20 protein-coding genes and 1 riboswitch are annotated in these 23,035 nt (G+C 72.3%); of the genes, 17 read left to right on the plus strand and 3 right to left on the minus strand.

Annotated features, from left to right (window positions below; genetic code table 11):
- Positions 1 to 140 precede the first annotated feature (140 nt).
- Together gcvH and gcvT are read right to left on the minus strand one after the other, a co-directional pair.
- Positions 141 to 521 carry a glycine cleavage system protein GcvH gene (gene gcvH / locus AA75_RS12735; RefSeq protein ID WP_033820060.1) on the minus strand — a complete coding sequence of 127 codons (381 nt, stop codon included), beginning with the start codon at positions 519 to 521 and terminating at the stop codon, positions 141 to 143.
- Positions 522 to 598: 77 nt separating this feature from the next.
- Positions 599 to 1,717, minus strand: a complete 1,119-nt coding sequence (gcvT, locus tag AA75_RS12740) for a glycine cleavage system aminomethyltransferase GcvT (RefSeq protein WP_033820061.1) — start codon at positions 1,715 to 1,717, stop codon at positions 599 to 601.
- 176 nt (positions 1,718 to 1,893) lie between these two features.
- A riboswitch (glycine riboswitch) is annotated at positions 1,894 to 1,999 on the minus strand.
- Between the two features lie 157 nt (positions 2,000 to 2,156).
- Between gcvT and AA75_RS12745 the strand changes: the two genes are divergently transcribed.
- The 9 genes from AA75_RS12745 (at position 2,157) to AA75_RS12785 (ending at position 12,360) form a co-directional block, all read left to right on the plus strand.
- Positions 2,157 to 2,951 (plus strand): enhanced serine sensitivity protein SseB C-terminal domain-containing protein, encoded by a 795-nt coding sequence (locus tag AA75_RS12745; RefSeq protein ID WP_033820062.1) that lies wholly within the window; start codon positions 2,157 to 2,159, stop codon positions 2,949 to 2,951.
- Positions 2,952 to 3,192: 241 nt separating this feature from the next.
- Positions 3,193 to 4,005: an enhanced serine sensitivity protein SseB C-terminal domain-containing protein gene (locus tag AA75_RS12750; RefSeq protein ID WP_033820080.1), complete on the plus strand. Its 813-nt coding sequence runs from the start codon at positions 3,193 to 3,195 to the stop codon at positions 4,003 to 4,005.
- Between the two features lie 594 nt (positions 4,006 to 4,599).
- Complete coding sequence (locus tag AA75_RS12755) at positions 4,600 to 5,589, plus strand: ABC transporter permease (RefSeq protein WP_033820063.1); 990 nt, start codon at positions 4,600 to 4,602, stop codon at positions 5,587 to 5,589.
- A 58-nt stretch (positions 5,590 to 5,647) separates the two neighbouring features.
- The gene (locus AA75_RS12760) at positions 5,648 to 7,411 is read left to right on the plus strand and encodes an ABC transporter substrate-binding protein (protein ID WP_033820064.1); all 1,764 of its coding nucleotides are present in this window, start codon (positions 5,648 to 5,650) and stop codon (positions 7,409 to 7,411) included.
- 98 nt (positions 7,412 to 7,509) lie between these two features.
- Positions 7,510 to 8,520, plus strand: a complete 1,011-nt coding sequence (locus tag AA75_RS12765) for an ABC transporter permease (protein WP_033820065.1) — start codon at positions 7,510 to 7,512, stop codon at positions 8,518 to 8,520.
- The gene (locus AA75_RS12770) at positions 8,517 to 9,563 is read left to right on the plus strand and encodes an ABC transporter ATP-binding protein (protein ID WP_033820066.1); all 1,047 of its coding nucleotides are present in this window, start codon (positions 8,517 to 8,519) and stop codon (positions 9,561 to 9,563) included. The genes AA75_RS12765 and AA75_RS12770 overlap by 4 nt, the downstream gene beginning before the upstream one ends.
- 28 nt (positions 9,564 to 9,591) lie before the next feature.
- The gene (locus AA75_RS12775; RefSeq protein ID WP_033820067.1) at positions 9,592 to 10,629 is read left to right on the plus strand and encodes an ABC transporter ATP-binding protein; all 1,038 of its coding nucleotides are present in this window, start codon (positions 9,592 to 9,594) and stop codon (positions 10,627 to 10,629) included.
- 221 nt (positions 10,630 to 10,850) lie between these two features.
- The gene (locus tag AA75_RS12780; protein ID WP_033820068.1) at positions 10,851 to 11,630 is read left to right on the plus strand and encodes a hypothetical protein; all 780 of its coding nucleotides are present in this window, start codon (positions 10,851 to 10,853) and stop codon (positions 11,628 to 11,630) included.
- Between the two features lie 70 nt (positions 11,631 to 11,700).
- Positions 11,701 to 12,360, plus strand: a complete 660-nt coding sequence (locus AA75_RS12785; RefSeq protein WP_051812217.1) for a trimeric intracellular cation channel family protein — start codon at positions 11,701 to 11,703, stop codon at positions 12,358 to 12,360.
- On the opposite strand, the gene AA75_RS12790 is transcribed toward AA75_RS12785, so the two are convergent.
- Entirely contained in the window at positions 12,296 to 13,108 is an 813-nt protein-coding gene (locus AA75_RS12790; protein WP_033820069.1) for an IclR family transcriptional regulator, read from the minus strand. The genes AA75_RS12785 and AA75_RS12790 overlap by 65 nt on opposite strands.
- Before the next feature lie 107 nt (positions 13,109 to 13,215).
- Here AA75_RS12790 and AA75_RS12795 point away from each other — a divergent pair, with 107 nt between their 5' ends.
- The 8 genes from AA75_RS12795 (at position 13,216) to gatC (ending at position 23,033) form a co-directional block, all read left to right on the plus strand.
- Positions 13,216 to 14,400, plus strand: a complete 1,185-nt coding sequence (locus AA75_RS12795) for a cysteine desulfurase family protein (RefSeq protein WP_033820070.1) — start codon at positions 13,216 to 13,218, stop codon at positions 14,398 to 14,400.
- A gap of 91 nt (positions 14,401 to 14,491) precedes the next feature.
- On the plus strand, positions 14,492 to 15,631 hold the full coding sequence (mnmA, locus tag AA75_RS12800; RefSeq protein WP_033820071.1) for a tRNA 2-thiouridine(34) synthase MnmA: 1,140 nt from the start codon (positions 14,492 to 14,494) through the stop codon (positions 15,629 to 15,631).
- A gap of 172 nt (positions 15,632 to 15,803) precedes the next feature.
- Positions 15,804 to 16,334 carry a TIGR00730 family Rossman fold protein gene (locus AA75_RS12805; RefSeq protein ID WP_033820072.1) on the plus strand — a complete coding sequence of 177 codons (531 nt, stop codon included), beginning with the start codon at positions 15,804 to 15,806 and terminating at the stop codon, positions 16,332 to 16,334.
- 56 nt (positions 16,335 to 16,390) lie between these two features.
- Positions 16,391 to 17,080, plus strand: coding sequence for an SDR family oxidoreductase (locus tag AA75_RS12810; protein ID WP_033820073.1), 690 nt, complete (start codon positions 16,391 to 16,393; stop codon positions 17,078 to 17,080).
- Positions 17,081 to 17,204: 124 nt separating this feature from the next.
- Positions 17,205 to 18,158, plus strand: coding sequence for a methionine synthase (locus tag AA75_RS12815; RefSeq protein WP_051812223.1), 954 nt, complete (start codon positions 17,205 to 17,207; stop codon positions 18,156 to 18,158).
- Between the two features lie 19 nt (positions 18,159 to 18,177).
- The gene (gene ligA, locus AA75_RS12820; protein ID WP_033820074.1) at positions 18,178 to 20,502 is read left to right on the plus strand and encodes an NAD-dependent DNA ligase LigA; all 2,325 of its coding nucleotides are present in this window, start codon (positions 18,178 to 18,180) and stop codon (positions 20,500 to 20,502) included.
- Between the two features lie 353 nt (positions 20,503 to 20,855).
- Positions 20,856 to 22,574, plus strand: a complete 1,719-nt coding sequence (locus AA75_RS12825) for a bifunctional diguanylate cyclase/phosphodiesterase (RefSeq protein ID WP_051812219.1) — start codon at positions 20,856 to 20,858, stop codon at positions 22,572 to 22,574.
- Positions 22,575 to 22,736: 162 nt separating this feature from the next.
- On the plus strand, positions 22,737 to 23,033 hold the full coding sequence (gene gatC, locus AA75_RS12830) for an Asp-tRNA(Asn)/Glu-tRNA(Gln) amidotransferase subunit GatC (RefSeq protein WP_033820075.1): 297 nt from the start codon (positions 22,737 to 22,739) through the stop codon (positions 23,031 to 23,033).
- Positions 23,034 to 23,035: the final 2 nt, after the last annotated feature.

Below are 23,035 nucleotides of genomic sequence, written 5' to 3' on the forward strand. Positions count from 1 at the left end.
GCGGCGGCGATCTCCGGGTCGAGCGCGTGCAGGGACTGGTTGAGAACCGTCATGAGTGGGTCTTCCCGTGGGGCTGGGCGGTTACCTGAGGGGAAGGGGCCGTCCGCCGCGCTGCGGCCGGCCCCCTTTCACGCGGTGGGTCAGGCGCCGCTGGTGAACGCGGTGTAGGCCTCGGCGTCCAGCAGCTCGTCGGTCGCCTCGACCTTGAGCTTGAACAGCCAGGCACCCTCGAAGGGCTCGCCGTTGACCAGGGCCGGGTCGTCGATGACGGCCTGGTTGATCTCGACGATCTCGCCGGTGGCCGGCGAGTACAGGTCGCTGACCGACTTGGTGGACTCGAGCTCACCACAGGTCTCGCCGGCGGTGACGGTGTCGCCGACCTCCGGGAGCTGGACGTACACGATGTCGCCGAGCGCGTCGGCCGCGTGCTTGGTGATGCCGACGGTCGAGACGCCGTCAGCGTCGGCCGCGGTCAGCCACTCGTGCTCCTTGGTGTACTGCAGGTGCGTGGGGTTGCTCATGACGTCATTCTCCAGGATCGCAAGAGGGTAGGGCGAAGCCGTCCGCCGACCGGACCGGCCTGTCGGATTGGTGCGGGTCAGCGGGCGCGCTTGTAGAACGGCAGCGCGACGACCTCGACCGGCTCGTGCTTGCCGCGGACGTCGACCGCGACGGCGGTGCCCGGGGCGGCGTGCGCGGCGTCCACGTACGCGATGGCGATCGGCTTGCCCAGGGTGGGGGAGGGGGCGCCGGAGGTGATCCGACCGATCGGGGCGCCCTCGGCGGAGACCACCGCGTACTCGGCGCGCGGCACCCGCTTGCCCTCGGAGACCAGGCCCACCAGCACCTGCGGCGGGGCGGTCTCGGCCGCGGCGGCGGCCCGCTCCAGCGCCTCGCGGCCGACGAAGCGGCCGTCGTTGGTGGTCTTGTCGAAGCGCACCACCCGGCCGAGGCCGGCGTCGAACGGGGTGAGGTCGGTGGACAGCTCGTGCCCGTACAGCGGCATGCCCGCCTCCAGCCGGAGGGTGTCGCGGCAGGACAGGCCGCAGGCCGCCAGGCCCTTGTCGGCGCCGGCCTTGCTGAGCTCCTGCCACAGGTGCTCGGCGTCGGAGGGGGCGCAGAAGATCTCGAAGCCGTCCTCGCCGGTGTAACCGGTGCGGGCCAGCCACACCTCGCGGCCGGCGACGGTGGCGGGCAGCAGCGCGTAGTACTTCAGCCCCGGCAGGTCGGCGTCGGTCAGCGAGGCCAGGATGCCGTTGGCCTCCGGGCCCTGGACGGCGAGCAGCGCGTAGGCGTCGCGGTCGTCGCGGACCTCGGCGTCGAAGCCGGCCGCCCGCTCGGTCAGCGCGTCCAGCACCACCTGGGCGTTGGAGGCGTTGGCGACCACCATGTACTCGGCCTCGCCGGTGCGGTAGACGATCAGGTCGTCGAGGATGCCGCCGTCCTCGCGGCAGATCATGGTGTAGCGGGCGCGCAGCACGCCGAGCGCGGAGATGAAGCCGACCAGCGCGTGGTCCAGCAGTTCGCCCGCCTGCGGGCCGCTGACGGTGATCTCGCCCATGTGGGAGAGGTCGAAGAGGCCGGCCCTGGTGCGGACCGCGAGGTGCTCCTCGCGCTCGGAGCCGTAGCGCAGCGGCATGTCCCAGCCGGCGAAGTCGGTCATGGTGGCACCGAGCGAGCGGTGCAGCGCGTCGAGCGCGGTGTGGCGGAGGGACATGGCGGCGGGACTCCTTGGCTGGACACTCACGGAGCGCGCCCGCACCTGGATGCGGGCATGCGGGGGTGGAGTCTCCCCGTCTGTCGTCACAACCTGAGAGCTTCACCGCACACAAGAATGGCGGCTTGCACCGTGGGTGGGCGCACGGCGCGGCCGTGTCCACTTTCCAGATGTGCCTCGCCCGCGCGGTATGGGTGGCCTGAGAGATTCCGGGGAGGACTTGCTCCTTCGGCGCCGGCCCGTGCCGTGTAGTGGCACTCCGGACTCTCCCGCGCGGGTTCGAGCGGCCAGTATGAAGTTCGATCGGGGTCATCATGGCATGCCCGCGGGGCCCTGCGGGAGGGGGGCCGGGCGATACGCTCTGCGGGACGGTTCTTCGGCCCGCGCACGGCGCGCGGCGCGCGGGCTCGCCCGGTCAGGGCGGAAGGGGCAGAGACGGATGGGGTACCCGGCGGGCGAGGCACGGCCTTGGACGGAGCCGGGCGCGGCTCCCGAGGGCGGGAGCTGGCCGGTCAACGAGCTGGAACAGGTCCTCACCGCGGCCCTGGGCGACCCGGGCGCCACGCCCCGGGTGATCGAGGTGCTGGCCCGCAGCCAGGTGTGGATCCCGCTGCCGGCCGGCGCCGACCAGCAGGGCCAGTCGCTGGACCTGCCCACCATCGAACTGGCCGGCGCGCCGTACGTGCCGGTCTTCTCCTCCCAGGAGGAGTTCCTGCGCCAGGCGCCCGGGATGGCCTTCGCGATCGCGCCGATGTGGGAGTTCGCCCGCGGCCTGCCGCTGGGCATCGGCATCGCGGTCAACCCCGAGGCGCCGGTCGGCATCCCGGTGCCGCCGGAGGGCGTGGGCGAGCTGCGGCGCGGCCCGCAGGGCGATCGGCCGGCGGACGGCGGTGTGCCCGAGGGGGCGAGGGTCGCCCTCAAGGAGCCCGAGCCGCACCAGGAGCCGTACGCCTTCCTGGCCGCCGCCGGATCCGAACTCGCGATGCTGCCCGAGGTGTTGACGGCACGTCGGGCGCTGGCCAAGGTGGAGGGTGAGGCCACCCTGCTCTACCTGGGCATCCAGCTCGACCCCGCGCTGCCCGCCGACCCGGCCCGGGTGGGCGAGGCGCTCGGCCGGGCGCTCGGAACCGCCGCCCCGGCCTGGGGCGTCCACCTGGTGCTGCTGGACCTGGCCGCCGACCCGGTGGTCGACTGGCTCGTCACCCAGGTGCGGCCGTTCTACGTCCGCGCCTGAACGGGCGGGACGGGACCGGGCCCCGCGGGCGGCCCGCCCCGGCGGTGACCGTCCAGTAGGGGGACGGCGGTATGACGGCTGTCGGCCTTGCCCCATAGGGTTGCTGCCGACAGTCCGCGCGGCGGGGCCGCGGAGGCGACGGGACGGGCGAGAGCGAGGTGGGCGCGTGAGCGCGGGAGCGGCAGGCGGCGGCGCGCCGGGCCAGTGGGGCCAGGCGCGCCCCGGTGGTGACCCGGGGGCGATCGAGCGTGCCCTGGCCCAGGTCGCGCCCGAGCGGTACGAGGCCTACGAAGCGCTGCTGCGCGCGCTGGCCGAGGGCCAGGTCTGGATGCTGCTGTGGCACGGACAGCCCGGCAGCCCCGACGCCCAGTACGGGAACATGGACATCGGCGGTCTCGGCTACGCGCCTGCCGTCACCTCGCCGGGGCAGCTGAGTGCCAGCGGCTGGGCCCGGGGCCACGAGGTGATCTCCGGGCTGGAGATCGCGGGCGCTCTCTACCGGACCCGCTGGGGCCTGTGGCTGGACCCGCACGTGCCCGGCGGCGGGGTCGGCGTGCCCTGGGCGGACCTGCGCCGGATCGCGGTGGGCCTGGACCGGCTCCCGGCCGGCCCGCTGCAGCTGGCCGAACCCCAGCTGGCCGCCCCGCCGTTCTACGCCCAGCTGGAGCACCAGGCGGCCGAGGTCAGGCCGCTGCGCTCGCTGCGGCAGGTCTGGGTGCGGCCCGCGCTCGGCGAGCCCTACCTGGCGATCGGCCTCGACCTGTACGACACCTCGCCGCCCGCGGTCGAGGCGGCCCGGGCGCTGGTCCAGCGCGCGGTGGTGCACCTGCCGGAGGGCACCTCGGTGTCGACGGTGATGCTGGCCGACGAGTTCGACCCGGTGGCGATGTGGCTGCTGGCCAACGCGCGCCCGTTCTACGACCGCGAGGCCCGGTTCGGCCCGCAGCAGGCCGCCCCGCAGCCGCCGTACCCGGGGTACGGCTATCCGCCCCCGCAGGGGCAGTCGGTGGCGGGCTGGCCGCAGCAGCCGTGGCAGGGCTACCCGGGCCGCTGAACTACGTTCGTATGCCATTTTCTGAGCACCCGTAGGCGTTTTCGCCCACGGGTGCTTCCTTTTGTCCCCCCACGCCGACCTGGCAGTTTTCCGCCACTGGCGACCATTCGTCAGCGGGCGTCTTGACAGGCACGTAACACCTGTGTGAAGAGCGATATGCGGTGGAAACAGTCGTGCATGCAGGCAGATCACAGTTGGGCATCCTTCGGTTGTGAGGTCTGGCGCAAGGCTGTCCGAATGACACAGAGTGCTGCGCAATGCAGAGCGCGTAGCGAGCCCCACGAAGGCGAACGCGCAAGCTGAGAATCCTGAACGGCACGGGTCGCTTTCCGACCGGTACCACGCACCTCGCAACGACCCGGCGTACCGGCGTAGTTGACCGCCGCCCGCCCGGGACCGCAGTACCCCGGCATTTCAGCACCGCACCTTCAGCACCGCCGCACGAGCCCGGCACCACCGCACCGACGCACCGTCACCAAGCATCAGTGGCGCAATTCCGGCCCTTTCGAGCTCCTGGCCCCACCGGGCCGGGCAGGCCACGAACCGGCCGGAGACCGTGGGCCGGCCACCGTCGGCGAGGGGACCGAACTGACCATGACCACATCGAACGAGACCCTCGGCTCCGCACCCCAGGCCAAGCAGGAAACCGGCCCGGTGAAGCGGATCGAGGGCAGATCGCTCAGCCAGATCGCCTGGCTGCGCTTCAAGCGCGACAAGGCCGCCGTCGCCGGCGGCGTGGTCGTGATCCTGCTGGTGCTGCTCGCAGTGCTGGCCAAGCCGATCGAGGCGGTCTTCGGCCTCGACCCGAACGCCTTCCACCAGGACGCGCTGGACGCCAACCTCGGCGGCATCCCGTTCGGCGACTGGGGCGGCATGAGCTGGGAGCACCCGCTCGGCGTCGACGTCCAGTACGGACGCGACCTGCTGACCCGGGTCATCGAAGGCTCCTGGGTCTCGCTGCTGGTGGCATTCGGTGCCACCATCCTGTCCAACGTCATCGGCACCGTGCTCGGCATCACCGCCGGCTACTACGGCGGCTGGGTGGACACCGTGATCAGCCGGCTGATGGACATGTTCCTGGCCTTCCCGCTGCTGCTGTTCGCGATCGCCATCTCGGCCTCGCTCAAGGACGGCGCGTTCGGGCTGCACGGCACCTCGCTGCACATCACCGTGCTGATCTTCGTGATCGGCTTCTTCAACTGGCCCTACATGGGCCGGATCGTGCGCGGCCAGACGCTCTCGCTGCGCGAGCGCGAGTTCGTGGACGCGGCCCGCAGCCTCGGCGCCCGCGGCCCGTTCATCCTCTTCAAGGAACTGCTGCCCAACCTGGTCGGTCCGATCCTGGTCTACTCGACCCTGCTGATCCCGACCAACATCCTCTTCGAGGCCGGCCTGAGCTTCCTCGGCGTCGGCATCGAGCCGCCACAGGCCTCCTGGGGCGGCATGTTGAGCAACGCGATCGACTACTACCAGGTGGACCCGCAGTACCTGATGGTCCCCGGCCTGGCGATCTTCGTCACCGTGCTCGCTTTCAACCTGTTGGGCGACGGGCTCCGTGACGCCCTCGACCCCAAGAACAACTGACGTAGCCGTCAGGGATTTCCACCGTCATCGCTCATCCTCCAAGGGGTTGATCTCAGCTATGCGCAGGTCCCGTACTGCCGCGCTGACCGCGCTCGCCGCGGCCGTGGCGCTGACCCTCACCGGCTGCTCCAGCAGCAAGGGCAGCACCGACGGCGCCACCAAGGGCGGCTCCGTCGCCGGCGCCGACGCCGCGACGAAGAACATCGTGAACGCCTCGGACGCCAAGGGCGGCACGGTCGTCTACGAGCACTCCGACGTGCCCGACTCCTTCGACCCGGGCAACACGTACTACGCGTACATGTACAACTTCTCGCGTCTGTACGGCCGTCCGCTGACCACCTTCCAGCCCGCCGCCGGCGAGGCCGGCAACAAGCTGGTCCCGGACCTGGCCGAGTCGCTGGGCCAGGTCAGCCCGGACGGTCTGACCTGGACCTACAAGCTGCGGGCCGGCATCAAGTACGACGACGGCACCGCGGTCACCTCCAAGGACGTCAAGTACGCGGTGGAGCGCTCCAACTTCGCGCCCGACGTGCTGTCCAACGGTCCGACGTACTTCCACGACCTGCTCAAGGACAACGACACCCCCTACCAGGGTCCGTACAAGGACAAGACCGGTGACCTGAAGGCCATCGAGACTCCGGACGACACCACCATCGTCTTCCACCTGAAGCAGCCGTTCGCCGACTTCGACTACCTGGTCAGCGCCCCGCAGACGGTCCCGGTGCCGCAGGCCAAGGACACCGGCGCGGACTACGTCAAGCACATCGCCTCCACCGGCAGCTACAAGTTCCAGAGCTACGAGGACGGCAAGGAGGTCGTGCTGGTCCCGAACACCAACTGGGACCCGAAGACCGACCCGATCCGCAAGCAGCTCGCCGACAAGATCCAGGTCAAGCTGAAGATCGCGCAGTCGACCATCGACCAGGACCTGCTGGCCGGCAACGCCCAGGTCGACCTGGCCGGCAAGGGCGTCGACCCGCAGACCCAGGCCAAGCTGCTGCTGGACCCCAAGCTCAAGGCGCAGACCGACAACACCTACGGTGGCCGTCTGGTCTACACCGCGATCAACACCAAGGTCGCGCCGTTCGACAACATCGACTGCCGCAAGGCCGTCCAGTTCGCGATCGACAAGGTCTCGGTGCAGACCGCGATCGGCGGCCCGATCCGCGGCGACATCGCCTCCACGGTGCTCCCGCCGGACATCCCGGGCTACCAGAAGTCGGACCCGTACGCGACCGAGGGCAACAAGGGCGACGAGGCCAAGGCCAAGGACGCCCTGAAGGCCTGCGGCAAGCCGGACGGCTTCAAGACCAGCATCATGGCCCGTCAGGACCGTTCGACCGAGGTCGCCTCGGCCACCGCGATCCAGGCGGCGCTGAAGAAGGTCGGCATCGACGTCGAGATCCAGCAGTTCCCGCAGGGCAAGTACTTCTCGGACTTCGCGGGCGTGCCGGAGTACACCGACAGCCACAACACCGGTCTGATCATGATGCAGTGGGGCGCCGACTGGCCGACCGGCTACGGCTTCCTGCAGCAGGTGGTGGACGGCCGGGCGATCAAGAAGTCCGGTAACACCAACCTCTCGCAGCTGAACGACCCGTCGATCAACAAGCTGCTGGACGACGCGATCGCCAACCCGGACCGGGCCGCCCGCGAGAAGATCTACGGCGAGATCGACAAGAAGACCATGGACGCCGCGGTCATCGTCCCGCTGACCTACTACAAGGTCTTCCTGTACCGCCCGGCGGGTGCCACCAACGTGGCGTCCACTCCGGCCTTCTCGGGTCAGTACGACTACCTGAACATCGGCGTCACCAAGTAAGAGCCTGGCTCCACACCCCTGAAGGCAGGTGAAGGCAGCGGCGCCCGCCTCCGGTCCGGTCACCCCGGACGGAGGCGGGCCGCCGCAGCCGACCGACTATGTTCGCCTACATCATCCGAAGGATCCTCGCGGCCGTCGTGCTGCTGCTGGTAGTCAGCGCCATCACCTTCGGCATCTTCTTCCTGCTCCCCTCGCTGGCCGGCGAGACCACCGACCAGCTGGCCGCGCAGTACGTCGGCAAGAACCCCAGCCCCGAGGCGATCGCCGCGGTCAAGCAGAACCTCGGCTTCGACCAGCCGCTCTACGTCCAGTACGGCCGGTTCCTGAAGGCCCTGGTCAGCGGTGCCGAGTACAAGTTCGGCCCGGACCCGGTCAGCTGCCACGTGCCGTGCTTCGGCTACTCGTTCAAGAACCACGTCGAGGTCTGGCCGGAGATCTCCTCGCGCATCCCGGTGACCTTCTCGCTGGCCGTCGGCGCCTCGGTGATCTGGCTGATCTCCGGTGTCTCCACCGGCGTGGTCTCCGCGCTGAAGCCGAAGTCGATCTTCGACCGGCTCTCCATGGGCATCGCCCTGGCGGGCGTCTCCAGCCCGGTCTTCTTCACCGGCGCGCTGCTGCTGCTGGCCTTCCACTTCAAGTGGCCGCTGTTCGAGAACGTGGAGTACGTCAACTTCACCGACGACCCGTTCGCCTGGGCCGGGCACCTGGTGCTGCCCTGGGTCTCGCTGGCCTTCCTCTACTCGGCGCTCTACGCCCGGCTCACCCGGGCCGGGATGCTCGAGACGATGAGCGAGGACTACATCCGCACCGCCCGGGCCAAGGGCCTGGCCGAGCGCAAGGTGGTCGTCCGGCACGGGCTGCGCTCCGCGCTCACCCCGATCATCACCATCTTCGGCATGGACCTCGGCCTGCTGCTCGGCGGCGCCCTGATCACCGAACAGGTCTTCTCGCTCAAGGGCATCGGCGCCTACGCGGTCGCCGCCATCGGCGAGAACGACCTGCCCAAGGTGCTCGGTGTGACGCTGGTGGCCGCCTTCTTCATCGTCGCCTGCAACCTCCTGGTTGACCTCCTGTACGCCGCAGTCGACCCCCGCGTGAGGCTGTCATGATCGACCTTCAGACCTCTTCGCCGGACGCCTTCCTGTCGGTGCGCGACCTGCGGATCCACTTCGACACCGACGACGGCCTGGTCCGCTCGGTGGACGGGGTCAGCTTCGACCTGCAGAAGGGCAAGACCCTCGGCATCGTCGGCGAGTCCGGCTCCGGGAAGTCCGTCACCTCGCTCGGCATCATGGGCCTGCACCGCTCCAAGCGGGCCAGGATCACCGGCGAGATCTGGCTGGACGGCGAGGACCTGATCGCCGCCGGCCCCGAGCGGGTCCGCCAGCTGCGCGGCCGCCGGATGGCGATGATCTTCCAGGACCCGCTGACCGCGATGCACCCGTACTACACCGTCGGGCAGCAGATCGTGGAGGCCTACCGGGTGCACCACCCGGAGGTGAAGAAGAAGGACGCCCGCAAGCGGGCCGTCGAGATGCTCGACCGGGTCGGCATCCCGCAGCCCGACCGCCGGGTGGACGACTACCCGCACCAGTTCTCCGGCGGCATGCGCCAGCGCGCGATGATCGCGATGTCGCTGGTCAACGACCCCTCGCTGCTGATCGCGGACGAGCCGACCACGGCCCTGGACGTCACCGTCCAGGCCCAGATCCTGGACCTGATCCGGGACCTGCAGCAGGAGTTCGGCTCGGCCGTCATCATCATCACCCACGACCTCGGCGTGGTCGCCGAGCTGGCCGACGACATCCTGGTGATGTACGGCGGCAAGTGCGTCGAGCGCGGCCCCGCGGCCACCCTCTTCCAGGCGCCCGAACACCCGTACACCTGGGGCCTGCTGGGCTCGATGCCGCGCCTGGACCGGGAGCTGCAGGACCGCCTGATCCCGGTCAAGGGCACCCCGCCCAGCCTGATCAACGTGCCCTCCGGCTGCGCCTTCCACCCGCGCTGCCCGTACGCGGAGCTGACCGGCGGGCGCTCGTCCACCGAGGTGCCGGTGCTCGCGGAGGCCGCCGAGCGGCACCACGCCGCCTGCCACCTGCCGGCCGCCGACCGGCACCGGATCTTCGCCGACGAGATCGCGCCCCGGCTGTGACCCCGTTCCACCCCTCAGGAGACACCCCATGACGGACTCATCGACAGCGGCGATCCCGGCCCCCGCGCCCGCCGCCGACCGCGAGCCGCTGCTCAAGGTGACCGCTCTGGCCAAGCACTTCCCCATCACCAAGGGCGTGCTGCGCCGGCAGACCGGTGCCGTCCGGGCCGTGGACGGGATCGACTTCACGGTCAACCCGGGGGAGACCCTCGGCGTGGTCGGCGAGTCGGGCTGCGGCAAGTCGACGATGGGGCGGCTGGTCACCCGGCTCGCCGAGCCCACCGGCGGGAAGATCGAGTTCGAGGGCACCGACATCACCCACTTGAGCACGGGCGCGATGCGGCCGCTGCGCAAGGACATCCAGATGATCTTCCAGGACCCGTACTCCTCGCTGAACCCGCGGCACACCGTGGGCACCATCGTGGGTGCGCCGTTCCGGCTGCAGAAGGTGCAGACCGAGCACGGGGTGAAGCGGGCGGTGCAGGACCTGCTGGAGCTGTGCGGCCTCAGCCCCGAGCACTACAACCGCTATCCGCACGAGTTCTCCGGCGGCCAGCGCCAGCGCATCGGCATCGCCCGGGCCCTGGCGCTCAAGCCCAAGATGATCGTCGCGGACGAGCCGGTCTCGGCCCTGGACGTCTCCATCCAGGCCCAGGTGGTCAACCTCCTCGACGACCTGCAGAGCGAGCTCGGCCTGACCTACCTGATCATCGCGCACGACCTCTCGGTGGTCCGGCACGTCTCGGACCGGGTCGCGGTGATGTACCTCGGCAAGATCGTCGAGATCGCCGACCGGGACTCGCTCTACAAGGCCCCGATGCACCCGTACACCACCGCGCTGATGTCGGCGGTGCCGGTCCCGGACCCGGGCCGCAAGGAGCGCCGCGAGCGGATCCTGCTCACCGGTGACGTCCCCTCCCCGATCAACCCGCCGAGCGGCTGCCGCTTCCGCACCCGCTGCTGGAAGGCCCAGGACGTCTGCTCCACCCAGGAGCCGCCGCTGGTCGCGGCCAAGGTCGGCCACCAGGTCGCCTGCCACTTCCCGGAGAACCCCGTCCTGGTCTGACCCGGTGCGGGCCCCGCCCGTACGCGCCCAAGGCCGCCACCCCCGCACCGGGTGGCGGCCTTCGGCGTCGTGGCACCCCGGGGGCCGCCCGCGCCGCCCGCTCCCCCGTACGGCGCAGCGGGCGGTGCGAGCGGTTGCGGGTGCGGCCGGGCCTGCATTCACTGATCGGAGTTCTGTTCCGATCGACGCCCGACCCCGGCCGGGCAGCTGGGAGGCCTCAGGTGCTGTCGGCGCGCAGTCTGTTCCAGGAGATCCACGACGACGACGAAGCCTTCCGGCTGTTCTGCTCCATCGCGGCCAAGGGCGAGGACCAGGGCGGCTGGGAGAACGGCCGGATCTCCCGGCTGGTGGACGACCAGTGGCTGGCCCCCCGGATCGCCCGGCACGGCGCGGACGAGGACAAGCACGGCCGGATCTTCAACGCGCTGCTGCGCAAGCGCGGGCTGTCGCCGGTGGACGTCCCGGACGACACCGACTACACGATGATCCTGGAGCGCCAGGGGATCGGCCTGGCCCACTCCCGGCTGCGCCGCGACGAGCCGCTGAGCGAGTCCGACGTGATCACCTACCTTGCGCACAGCCGGGTCACCGAGCAGCGGGCGGCCGAGCAGATGCAGTTGCTGAAGAGGGTGTTCGGGCACCACCCCGAGGTCGGCCACGCGGTGCGGATGATCTCCAACGACGAGGACAACCACCTCGCGTACTGCCACGAGGAGCTGCTGCGCCTCGCCCACGCCGGGCACGGCCGGCGGATCCTCGCAACGCTGCAGGAGACCGCCCGCGCCGAGATCAGCACCTACCGGGACGTGAGCCTGGCGGTGATGGCCCACATGGGCGCGATCCTGCGCTGGCCGCGGGCGAAGTCGGCGGTGCTGGCGGCCGGCGTCCACGCGGTGTTCGGCTACGAGCGGGTGGCCGGCTGGCACCGGATGACCAGTCTGACGATGCCGGAGCGGCTCGACGCGCTGGGCGGCCCGCCCCCGCGCGAGACCTTCGCCTGATCCCGGGGGCGTGCGGCGGGGCCCGCTGTTCGATTGGGCCGCGGGCCGGGGCGGCAGGGAGACTGGGCCGGTGACCTCGCAAATCTTCCCGCCAGGGGTGCAACAGGCCCTGGACCTGATCGGCATTTTCGTCTTCGCCCTGTCCGGCGGCCTGCTGGCCGTCCGCAAGAACATGGACATCTTCGGTATCTGCGTGCTCGCCGAGGCGACCGCGCTGGGCGGCGGGGTGATGCGCGACCTGGTGATCGGGGCCACGCCGGTGGCGGCGTTCAGCAACCTCGGCTACTTCTCCACCCCGCTCGCCGCCGGCCTGGTGGTGTTCTTCCTGCACCCGCAGGTGGAGCGGATCAACACCGCCGTGCAGACCCTGGACGCGGCCGGCCTCGGCCTGTTCTGCGTCACCGGCACGATCAAGGCCCACGACTACGGCCTCGGCTCGGTCGCCTCGGTGGCGCTCGGCATGCTCACCGCCGCCGGCGGCGGCGTCATCCGCGACGTCCTCGCCACCGAGCAGCCCTCGCTGCTGCGCTGGGACCGGGAGATCTACGCGGTGCCCGCGCTGGCCGGCGCCACCGTGGTCGCGGTGCTGATCTCGGTCGACCGCCTCACGCCGCTGAACGCCTCGGCCGCCGCGCTGTGCGCCTTCGTGATCCGGATGCTGGCGCTCAGGTACGGCTGGCGCGCTCCACGTGCTTGGCACCGCAACGGTTCTCGCACCAGCGAGGAGTAGGCGTCCCCCCGTACGCCAGCGAGATCGCCTCCACCGTGCACAGCAGCTCCGGCAGCAGCCGGCTCAGCTCCGCCGCCGAGGCCTCGTGGGCGGGCGCGGACAGCGAACAGGCGGCGATCGCCCGGCCCTCGGTGCCGGCGATCGGCGCGGCGATCAGGCTGACCGTCCCCGGGCCGGCCGCCTCGTCCGCGGACCAGCCCCGGCTGCGCACGGCCGCCAGCTCGGCCCGCAGTTCCTCGGTCGGGCCGGTCTCCTGCCCGCCGGCCCGCTGCGCCGCCAGAAAGGCCGTCAGCTGCTCCGGCGGCAGGTCCGCCAGCAGCACCCGCCCGATCGCCGTCGCGGCCGCGGGCGGGCGGTGGCCGAAGCGGCCGTCCGGGCCGAGCCGGGAGCCGGGCCGGTCCGGGTAGCGGCTCTGCGCCTTGTCCAGGTGCAGCACCTTGCCGTCCTCCAGCACCGACAGCTGGACGGTGTGCCCGTAGCGCTCGTTCAGCGAGGCCAGGTACGGCGCGGCGACCTGCCGGATGTCGATCGTCTCCAGCGCCTGCTGGGCGAGCGAGAACAGCCGGCCGCCGAGCCGGTAGCGGTGGTCGCTCTGGCGGGTGACGAAGCCGTGTTCCTGCAGCGTGCGCAGCAGCCGCAGGGCGGTGGACTTGTGCACACCGATCCGGTTCGCCGCCTGTTCCAGCGAGCTAGGCCCCTCGCCGAGGGCGGCCAGGATGGTCAGCGCCCGGTCGACCGTCTGCGACATCGTGTCCGCCCCTCCACGCCTGCCAGTGAGGCAGGAGGCTAACGGCGCGTTGCAGAGGGTGCAATGGCCAAATCGTGACCCTGGCGACGCCTACACTTGGTCCCGCTATGGCTTATCTCGACCACGCCGCGACCACTCCGATGCTGCCCGAGGCTGTCGCCGCCATGACGGCGCAGCTCGGGGTCGTCGGCAACGCCTCCTCCCTGCACGCGGCCGGCCGCCGGGCCCGCCGGGTGGTCGAGGAGTCCCGGGAGTCCCTCGCGGAGTCGCTGGGCGCCCGCCCGAGCGAGATCGTCCTCACCGGCGGCGGCACCGAGTCCGACAACCTCGCCGTGAAGGGGCTGTACTGGGCCCGCCGCGACGCCGACCCGGCCCGCCGCCGGGTGCTGTGCAGCCCGGTCGAGCACCACGCGGTGCTGGACGCGGTGCACTGGCTGGCCGAGCACGAGGGCGCGCTGGTCGACTACCTGCCGGTGGACCCCTACGGCCGGGTGCACCCCGACGCGCTGCGCGAGGCCGTCGAGCGGGATCCGTCCTCGGTCGCGCTGATCACCGTGATGTGGGCCAACAACGAGGTCGGCACCGTTCAGCCGGTCGCCGAACTGGCCGAGGTGGCGCGGGAGTTCGGGATCCCGATGCATGCCGACGCGGTCCAGGCGCTGGGTCAGGTCCCGCTCTCCTTCGCCGACTCCGGGCTCACCGCGCTCACCGTCACCGGCCACAAGATCGGCGGCCCGTACGGCGTCGGTGCGCTGCTGCTGGCCCGTCAGGCCACCCCGGTGCCGCTGCTGCACGGCGGCGGGCAGGAGCGGGACGTGCGCTCCGGCACCCTGGACGTGCCCGGCGCGGCGGGCTTCGCCACCGCCGCCGCGCTCGCCGTCGAGCGCCGCGAACCGTACGCCGCCGCGGTCGGCGCGCTGCGCGACGAGCTGATCGCCGCGGTCCGCGGCGCCGTGCCGGACGTGATCCTCAACGGCGACCCGGCGCCGGCCGGGCGGCTCGCCGCCAACGCGCACTTCTCCTTCCCGGGCTGCGAGGGCGACGCGCTGCTGATGCTGCTCGACGCCCAGGGCGTCGAGTGCTCCACCGGCTCGGCCTGCTCGGCCGGCGTACCGCAGCCCAGCCACGTGCTGCTGGCGATGGGCGCCGACCCGCTGCTGGCCCGGGCCTCGCTGCGGTTCTCGCTCGGCCACACCTCCACCCGCGCCGACGTCGAGGCGCTCACCGCGGCGCTCACCCCGGCCGTCGAGCGGGCCCGCAACGCGGGCCTGGCGGCCGCCGCCCGGCGCTGAGCGCGGGCCCGGGGCAGGGGAGAGGGTTGCCGCGGACGGTCGAGGATTCCTTTACCGCCTGCCGAGCGGGAGCACGTACGCTGGTCGCATCATGAGCGACTTCCCCGGTGCCCCGACCCTCCCCAGTGACAGCCCGCGCCTGCGGGTGCTCGCGGCCATGTCCGGCGGCGTCGACTCCGCCGTCGCCGCCGCCCGTGCCGCCGAGGCCGGCCACGAGGTGACCGGCGTCCACCTGGCGCTGTCCGCCAACCCGCAGTCCTTCCGGACCGGCGCCCGCGGCTGCTGCACCATCGAGGACTCCCGGGACGCCCGGCGGGCCGCCGACGTGATCGGCATCCCGTTCTACGTCTGGGACCTCGCCGAGCGGTTCCGCGAGGACGTGATCGACGACTTCGTCGCCGAGTACGCGGCCGGCCGCACCCCCAACCCGTGCCTGCGCTGCAACGAGAAGATCAAGTTCGCCGCGCTGCTGGACAAGGCCATCGCCCTCGGCTTCGACGCGGTCTGCACCGGCCACTACGCCAGGATCGTCGAGCTGCCCGGCGGCGGACGCGAACTGCACCGGGCCGTCGACCCGGCGAAGGACCAGTCGTACGTGCTCGGGGTGCTGGACGCGGAGCAGCTCGCGCACTCGATGTTCCCGCTCGGCGACACCACCAAGGACGCCATCCGGCAGGAGGCCGAGCGCCGGGGCCTGGCCGTCGCCAAGAAGCCCGACAGCCACGACATCTGCTTCATCGCCGACGGCGACACCCAGGGCTTCCTCGCCAAGCACCTCGGCACCGCGACCGGGGACATCCTCGACGCCGACGGCAGCAAGCTCGGCGAGCACGACGGTGCGTACGGCTTCACCATCGGCCAGCGCAAGGGCCTGCGGATCGGCCGGCCCGCCGCCGACGGCAAGCCGCGCTACGTCCTGGACATCTCGCCCGTGAACAACACCGTCACCGTCGGCCCCGCCGAGGGCCTGGACGTGCTCGGGTTGACGGCGATCAGGCCGCGGTGGTGCGGCGAGGAGCCGGCCGGGGAGGCCGCGTACACGGCGCAGCTGCGGGCGCACGGCGAGGAGGTGCCGGTCACGGCGGCAGTGGTGGACGGGGAGCTGACCGTCCGGCTGGCCGCGCCCGTCCGCGGCATCGCCCCGGGGCAGGCCGTGGTCCTCTACGACGGCACCCGCGTGGTCGGCTCGGCCACCATCGCGACGACGCAGCGGCGGGCCGTCACGGCCTGAGGCGCGCTCCGGGGGGCTTCCCCGGGGGCGGCGCACTCTCCCGGGGGCGCTGGGAGCTGCGGGAGACGGAAGGTGCGGCGAGCTGCCCTCCCGATTCGCGCGGTCCCCGCGCCCCTGGAGCAACCCCCTGCGCACCGGCTCCGGGCGGAGGGCGTGGTAGACCTGGGGAATCATGAACATCACTGTCTTCTGCTCCGCGTACTCGCTGGACGACCGCTACACCGCCCCCGCCGCCGAGTTCGCGCGGCTGCTCGGGGCGGGCGGCCACACCCTGGTGTGGGGCGGCTCGCACGCCGGGCTGATGGGGCTGCTCGCCGACGGGGTCAAGGAGGCCGGCGGGCGGCTGGTCGGGATCTCGGTGGAGCTGCTGGCGCACAAGACGTACGAGGGCGCCGACGAGCTGGTGATGACCGCCGACCTGGCGGAGCGCAAGGCGCAGCTGCTGGCGCGGGCCGACGCCGTGGTGGTGCTGGTCGGCGGGCTGGGCACGCTGGACGAGGTCACCGAGGTGCTGGAGCTGAAGAAGCACGCCCTGCACGACAAGCCGGTCGTGGTGCTGGACACCGAGGGCTTCTACGCGGGGCTGCGGACCCAGCTGGAGCGGATGGACGCCGAGGGCTTCCTGCCGCGTCCGCTCGCCGAGCTGATCACCTTCGCTGACACCCCCGCCGAGGCGCTGGCACGGCTCGACCGCCGCCGCTGACCGCACCGACCGCGATCGACTCCCCACCCGACCCCCACGACCACACTGAGGACATCATGGGTGCACACCTGATCACCGGCGCCGGTTCCGGCATCGGCTCGGCCGTCGCCGAGCGACTCGCCGCCCGGGGCGCCGAGTTGTGGCTGCTGGCGCGCGATGCCAAGCGGGCGGCGGTGCTGCGCTCGCGCTTCCCCGGCGCCCGCACACTGGTCGGCGACCTCGCGGACCCGGCCAAGCTGTCCTGGGCGCTCGGCCAGCAGGAGATGCCGGTCGAGGTGGACGCACTGCTGCACATCGCGGGCGTGGTGGAGCTCGGGACCGTCGGTGACCTGCCGGTGAAGGCCTGGCAGTACCAGCTGAACGTGAACACCGTCGCACCGGCCGAGCTCACCAGGCTCTTCCTGCCGTCGATCCGCCAGGCCAGGGGCCAGGTGGTGTTCGTCAACTCCGGTGCGGGCCTGCGGGCGGACGCGAACTGGGCCGGGTACGCGGCCAGCAAGTTCGGCCTGCGGGCACTGGCCGACGCCCTGCGCGCCGAGGAGCAGGAGAACGGCGTACGGGTCACCACGGTGTACCCGGGCCGGACCGCCACCCCGATGCAGCTCAAGGTGCACCACCAGGAGGGCAAGGAGTACGACCCGAGCCGCTGGATCGACCCGGAGTCGGTGGCCACCGCGATCGTCACCGCGCTCGACCTGCCGCGCGACGCGGCGATCACCGAGATCACCGTCCGGCCCGGCGCCTGACCGTGCCCGGCGCCTGACCCCGGCGGCCCGGCCGTCCGCGGGCGCGCGGTGCCCTAGGCTCGGCCGGGTGAGCACCGAATTCTCCTTCCCCGCCCTGTCCGGCGCCGCCAGCGGCGTCGGGTCCATGCCCGGCACCGATGCCCGGGAGACGGCCAGGACGGTGACCGGCTCGCTGGAGCTGCTGCCGCACCTGCCGGAGCTGCCCGCCCGCGGGCCGGGCGCCGACATGATCGGGCGCGGCGCCGGCCTGCTGGTCGAGCTGTTCGCCCAGGTCGAGCCGAGCGGCTGGCGGTTCGCGGACCGGCCCGGGCGGGACAGCCGGCGGGCCCGCTCCTGGCTCGGCGAGGACCTGGACGCGCTGGAGGAGTTCACCCAGGGCTACCGGGGGCCGCTGAAGCTGCAGGCCGTCGGCCCGTGGACGCTGGCCGCCTCCGTCGAGCTGCGGCACGGCGAGAAGGCGCTGGCCGACCCGGGCGCGTGCCGGGACATCGCCGGGTCGCTGACCGAGGGCCTGCGCCGGCACCTGGCCGAGGTCCGCACCCGGGTGCCGGGCGCGGAGCCCGTCCTGCAGCTCGACGAGCCGTCGCTGTCGGCGGTGCTGGCCGGGTCGGTGAAGACCGCGAGCGGTTTCCAGCGGCTGCGCGCGGTCGACCGGCAGGTGGCCGAGGAGACGCTGCGTTCGGTGGTCCGGGCGCTGGACGTGCCGGTGGTGGTGCACAGTTGCGCGCCCGGGGTGCCGATCCCGCTGCTGCGCCGGGCCGGGGTGGCGGGGGTGTCGCTGGACTTCTCGTTCCTGACGGAGCGTGACGACGACGATCTCGGCGAGGCGGTCGAGAGCGGCACCGTGATCCTGGCCGGTGTGGTGCCCTCCACCGACACGGGATTGTCGGACCCGGCCGGTAGTGTCCAGGGTGTCAGGACGTTGTGGCGCAGGCTCGGGCTGGATCCGGAGCTCCTGGGCCGCCGGGTGCTGGTGACACCGACCTGCGGGCTGGCGGGGGCCTCCCCCGACTACGCCAAGCGGGCGCTGTCACTCAGTGTGAAGGCGGCGCAGAGCCTGGTGGACAACCCGGAGTAAGACGGCAGGAGGGCCCAGGGTGGCGGCTGTTGAGGGCTGGGAGGAGATCCCGGCCGAGGTTCGCACGCGGCATGCGGAGCTGGCGGCCGAGATCGAGGAGCACCGGGTCCGGTACTACGACCAGGACGCCCCGGTCGTCAGCGACGCGGAGTTCGACCGGCTGATGCGCGAGCTGGAGTCGCTGGAGGCCGGGCACCCGGCGCTGGTCACCCCCGACTCGCCCACCCAGAAGGTCGGTGGCAGCGCCACCGACGCCTTCGCCAAGGTCGAGCACCGCGAGCGGCTGCTCAGCCTGGACAACGCGATGGACGACGAGGAGCTGGCCGCCTGGGCCGAGCGGGTCGCCGGCGAGCTGTCCGGCATCGACTACCACTACCTGTGCGAGCTCAAGGTCGACGGCCTGGCCGTCAACCTCACCTACGAGCGCGGCCGGCTGGTGCTGGCCGCCACCCGCGGCACCGGCCGGGTCGGTGAGGACATCACCGCCAACGTCCGCACCATCAAGGAGATCCCGCACCAGCTGCAGGGCGAGAACGTCCCCGAGCTGGTGGAGATCCGCGGCGAGGTGTACCTGCCGACCGAGGCGTTCGCCGAGCTGAACGCCTCCTTCGCGGCGGAGAACGAGCGCCGCCGCGCGGAGAACGCCGAGCGGGAGAAGCAGGGCAAGCGCCCGCAGGCGCTGCTCAAGCTGTTCGCCAACCCGCGCAACGCGGCGGCCGGCTCGCTGCGCCAGAAGGACACCCAGGTCACCGCGGCCCGCCCGCTGCACATGGTGGTGCACGGCATCGGCGCCCGGGTCGGCTTCGACATCGACTGCCAGTCGCACGCCTACCAGCTGCTGCGGGACTGGGGGCTGCCCACCGCCCGGCACAACCGGGTGGTCTCCACCCTCGACGAGGTCCGCGCCTTCATCAAGCAGTACGGCGAGCAGCGGCACTCGGTCGAGCACGAGATCGACGGCGTCGTGGTCAAGGTGGACGAGATCGCGCTGCAGGGCCGGCTCGGCGCCACCTCCAAGTCGCCGCGCTGGGCGATCGCCTGGAAGTACCCGCCGGAGGAGGTCACCGCCAAGCTGGCCAGCATCAAGGTCGGCATCGGCCGCACCGGCCGGGCCACCCCGTACGCGGTGCTCGCCGAGCCGGTGAAGGTGGCCGGTTCGATGGTGCAGTACGCGACCCTGCACAACCAGCAGGTGGTGAAGGCCAAGGGGGTGCTGCTGGGCGACACCGTGGTGCTGCGCAAGGCCGGTGACGTGATCCCGGAGATCCTCGGCCCGGTCGAGGACCTGCGGGACGGCACCGAGCGGGAGTTCGTGATGCCGGCCGAGTGCCACGAGTGCGGTGCCGAGCTGCGGCCGATGTCGGAGGGCGACATCGACCTGCGCTGCCCCAACGCGCAGTTCTGCCCCGCCCAGGTGCGCGAGCGGATCGCGTACCTCGGCGGCCGCGACTCGCTGGACATCGACGGCCTCGGGTACGTCGCGGCCACCGCGCTGACCCAGCCGCTGGAGCCCGCCGACCCGCCGGTCGGGAACGAGGGCGACATCTTCGGCCTGACGGTCGAGCAGCTGCTGCCGATCAAGGTGCTGGTGCGCGACCCGAAGACCGGCATGCCCAAGCTGGACGACCAGACCGGCGAGGAGAAGGTGGCCACCTTCTTCGCCAATCTCCGCGGCGAGCCGAAGAAGTCGCTGACGCTGCTGCTGGACAACCTCCAGGCGGTCCGCGACCGCCCGCTGTGGCGCTTCCTGAACGGCCTGTCGATCCGTCACGTCGGCCCGGTCGCGGCCCAGGCGCTGGCCAGGGAGTTCCGCGACCTGGACCGGATCTTCGCCGCCACCGAGGAGGAGCTGGCCGCCGCCGAGGGGGTCGGCCCGACCATCGCCCGCTCCATCAAGGAGTGGTACGAGGAGGAGTGGCACCGCGAGATCCTGGAGAAGTGGCGGGCCGCCGGCGTGCGCTTCGTCGAGGAGGGGGCCGAGGAGCAGGGGCCGCGCCCGCTGGAGGGCCTGACCGTGGTGGTCACCGGCACCCTGGCCGGGCACACCAGGGACGGCGCCAAGGAGGCGCTGACCTCGCGCGGGGCCAAGGTGACCGGCTCGGTGTCGAAGAAGACACACTTCGTGGTGGCCGGTGACAACCCGGGTTCCAAGTACGACAAGGCCGTCCAGCTGGGCCTGCCGGTGCTGGACGACGCGGGCTTCACCGTCCTGCTGGAGCAGGGGCCCGACGCGGCCCGCGCGAGCCTCGGGCTCGACCCGCTGCCGGCCCCCGGGGCCGCACCCGGGGCCGCAGCCGCGGCGGAGCCGGCCACCGCCGCCGAGCCCGCGGCGCCCGCCGGGTAGCCCGCCCGCGGGGTACTGATGAGCGGTCACCACCGTCCGGCCCGTTATCCTCCTGATGCGACGTCACCGGGGTCCGAACCGGGGATCGCGGGCATCCATCCGGTGTGAGGACAGGGCCGGACCCTCCCCGGTGGGAGAAGTCCGGCCGGTGCCGCGCTCAGGGTGTCCGAAAGTCTGCCCTCCCGGTCGACCCCGGCATACCCTGGAGCGCAACAGAGAGTCAGCAGGGGTGGGTGGCTCCGGTCTTGGCCGGGGCCCGTGGGGACACCCCGTCGCCTGACGTCCACCGGCACCGGTACGGTGCCTCACCGTAAGGCGGCCTGACGGGGCGGGCCCGACGGAGGACAGGGCTTATGGATCGTACGACCGGCGGTGCGCCCACACGCCCGCCGCAGGGGGTGGCAGGTGCGGTCCTGCTGCTCGGCGTTGTGCTGGCCGGGGCCGCGCCGCTCATCCCGCTCGCCGTCCTGGTCTACCGCTACGAACCCGAGCTGCTGCCGCTGTTCGCGGTCCCGCTGGCCGTCCTGGTGGCGGCCTGGCGGATCGCCCGCGACCGTGCCAGGGACCAGCTCACCGACCCGCTCACCGACCTGCCCAACCGGCAGGCCCTGCTGATCGCCGCGCAGGAGGCCATCGCGGCGCACGACGGGGAGGACGACTACAGCGTCGGGCTGATCCTGCTCGACCTGGACCGGTTCCGCTCGCTCAACGACGCCCTCGGGCACACCGCGGGGGACCGGCTGCTGGTGCACATCGCCCGGCGGCTGAACCGGGCGCTGCGCTCGGGCCCGGGCCCGCAGCCCGGCCCGCCGCGTCCCGGTGTGCCCGCGCTGCAGGACCCGGCGGAGGACGTGTTCGCCGCGCTGCCGCCGTCCGTCCAGCGCAGCGGGCAGGCCGTGGTGGCCCGGATGGGCGGCGACGAGTTCGCGGTGCTGCTGCCCGGGGTCGGCAGCCCCGAGACGATGGAACGGGTGGCCAAGGCCCTGATAGTGGAACTCGCCGCGCCGATCCGGCTCGACGGGCTGCTGCTGGTGCTGGAGGCCAGCGCCGGGGTCTGCGTCTACCCGACCCACGCCCAGGACGCCGAATCGCTTCTGCGGCGCGCCGACGTGGCGATGGCCCACGCCCAGCGCAGCCGCAGCGGCGTCGAGCAGTACGACGAGTCGCGGGACATCGACACGCCGTACCGGATCGGGCTGCTCGGCGACCTGCGGCGGGCGCTGGAGACCGCCGAGGTCAAGCTGCACTACCAGCCGAAGGTCGCCTTCGACGGGCGGGTGGTCGGCCTGGAGGCGCTGCTGCGGTGGGAGCGGGCCGGGCAGGGCCGGGTCGCCCCGGACGAGTTCATCAGCCTGGCCGAGTCCAGCGGCCTGATGCCCAGGCTCACCGACTACGTCCTGGAGTCGGCCGTCGGCCAGCTGGCGATCTGGCGGGCCCAGGGGCTCAAGGTGCCGGTCGCGGTCAACGTCTCGCCGCGCGACGTGCTCAACCCGGGCTTCGCCGCCCGGGTCGCCGGCCACCTCGACCGCAACCAGGTGCCGGCCGACGCGCTCCAGCTGGAGATCACCGAGCGGCTGCTGCTGGACGACTCCCGGCGGGCCGCCGACACCCTGGACGAGCTGCGCCGCTACGGCGTGCGGATGTCGCTGGACGACTTCGGCACCGGGCACTCCTCGCTGGTGCGGCTGCGCAGCCTGCCGGTCGGCGAACTCAAGATCGACCGCTCCTTCGTCTCCCGGATGGTCGCCGACGACCACGACGCCGCCGTGGTGCGCTGCTCGGTCGAGCTGGCGCACTCGCTCGGGCTGACCGTGGTCGCCGAGGGCGTCGAGGACGACGAGACCTGGGAGCGGCTGCAGAGCATGGGGGTGGACGCGGTGCAGGGCTGGCTGGTGTCGGCCGCGCTGCCGGCCGACCAGGCCACCGCCTGGCTGATGGTGCACAGCACCGGCGCGCCGTCGGTCGAGCGGCTGACGGCGACCCAGGTCCGCCCGGCCACCCAGCTCGGGCCCGGCGCGAAGGGCAAGGGCAAGGCCAAGCCCGAACTCGGGGCCCCGACCGCCCAGCAGTGACCGTCCCGCGGCGCCCCGCTCGCGTCGCCGGTGCCCGGGCCGCGCCCCATAGGATGGGGCGCACAGACCAAGAGGACGGGGTGCGCCGAGCGCCCGCCCGTCCGGGCCGGGCGCCGCAGCAGCGGCCCCGGCCTCACCAGAACTCACCTTGAGGATCGCTGCATGCCTGGCATCACGCGCGAGGAGGTCGCCCACCTCGCCCGGCTGTCGCGTCTTGAGTTGCAGGCCGAAGAGCTGGACCACTTCGCCGAGCAGCTCGACGTGATCATCGGCGCGGTCGCCCGCGTTTCCGAGGTCGCCGGACAGGACGTCCCGCCGACCTCCCACCCGCTGCCGCTGACCAACGTCATGCGCGCGGACGAGGTGCGGCCCTCGCTCACCCCGGAGCAGGCGCTGTCCGGCGCCCCGGCCAGCGAGGAGCAGCGTTTCCGCGTGCCCCAGATCCTCGGGGAGGACTGATC

The sequence above is a fragment of the Kitasatospora sp. MBT63 genome (genome assembly GCF_000710465.2).
Lineage (GTDB): Bacteria > Actinomycetota > Actinomycetes > Streptomycetales > Streptomycetaceae > Kitasatospora.

Coding starts and splice junctions, on each gene's coding strand:
- AA75_RS12745 (WP_033820062.1), top strand. CDS start 2,157: ATGGGGTACCCGGCGGGCGAGGCACGGCCTTGGACGGAGCCGGGCGCG.
- AA75_RS12815 (WP_051812223.1), top strand. CDS start 17,205: ATGCCCGGCACCGATGCCCGGGAGACGGCCAGGACGGTGACCGGCTCG.
- gcvT (WP_033820061.1), bottom strand. CDS start 1,717: ATGTCCCTCCGCCACACCGCGCTCGACGCGCTGCACCGCTCGCTCGGT.
- AA75_RS12805 (WP_033820072.1), top strand. CDS start 15,804: ATGAACATCACTGTCTTCTGCTCCGCGTACTCGCTGGACGACCGCTAC.
- AA75_RS12790 (WP_033820069.1), bottom strand. CDS start 13,108: ATGTCGCAGACGGTCGACCGGGCGCTGACCATCCTGGCCGCCCTCGGC.
- mnmA (WP_033820071.1), top strand. CDS start 14,492: ATGAGCGACTTCCCCGGTGCCCCGACCCTCCCCAGTGACAGCCCGCGC.
- AA75_RS12765 (WP_033820065.1), top strand. CDS start 7,510: ATGTTCGCCTACATCATCCGAAGGATCCTCGCGGCCGTCGTGCTGCTG.
- AA75_RS12775 (WP_033820067.1), top strand. CDS start 9,592: ATGACGGACTCATCGACAGCGGCGATCCCGGCCCCCGCGCCCGCCGCC.
- AA75_RS12760 (WP_033820064.1), top strand. CDS start 5,648: ATGCGCAGGTCCCGTACTGCCGCGCTGACCGCGCTCGCCGCGGCCGTG.
- AA75_RS12770 (WP_033820066.1), top strand. CDS start 8,517: ATGATCGACCTTCAGACCTCTTCGCCGGACGCCTTCCTGTCGGTGCGC.
- AA75_RS12825 (WP_051812219.1), top strand. CDS start 20,856: ATGGATCGTACGACCGGCGGTGCGCCCACACGCCCGCCGCAGGGGGTG.
- gatC (WP_033820075.1), top strand. CDS start 22,737: ATGCCTGGCATCACGCGCGAGGAGGTCGCCCACCTCGCCCGGCTGTCG.
- AA75_RS12795 (WP_033820070.1), top strand. CDS start 13,216: ATGGCTTATCTCGACCACGCCGCGACCACTCCGATGCTGCCCGAGGCT.
- gcvH (WP_033820060.1), bottom strand. CDS start 521: ATGAGCAACCCCACGCACCTGCAGTACACCAAGGAGCACGAGTGGCTG.
- AA75_RS12755 (WP_033820063.1), top strand. CDS start 4,600: ATGACCACATCGAACGAGACCCTCGGCTCCGCACCCCAGGCCAAGCAG.
- AA75_RS12810 (WP_033820073.1), top strand. CDS start 16,391: ATGGGTGCACACCTGATCACCGGCGCCGGTTCCGGCATCGGCTCGGCC.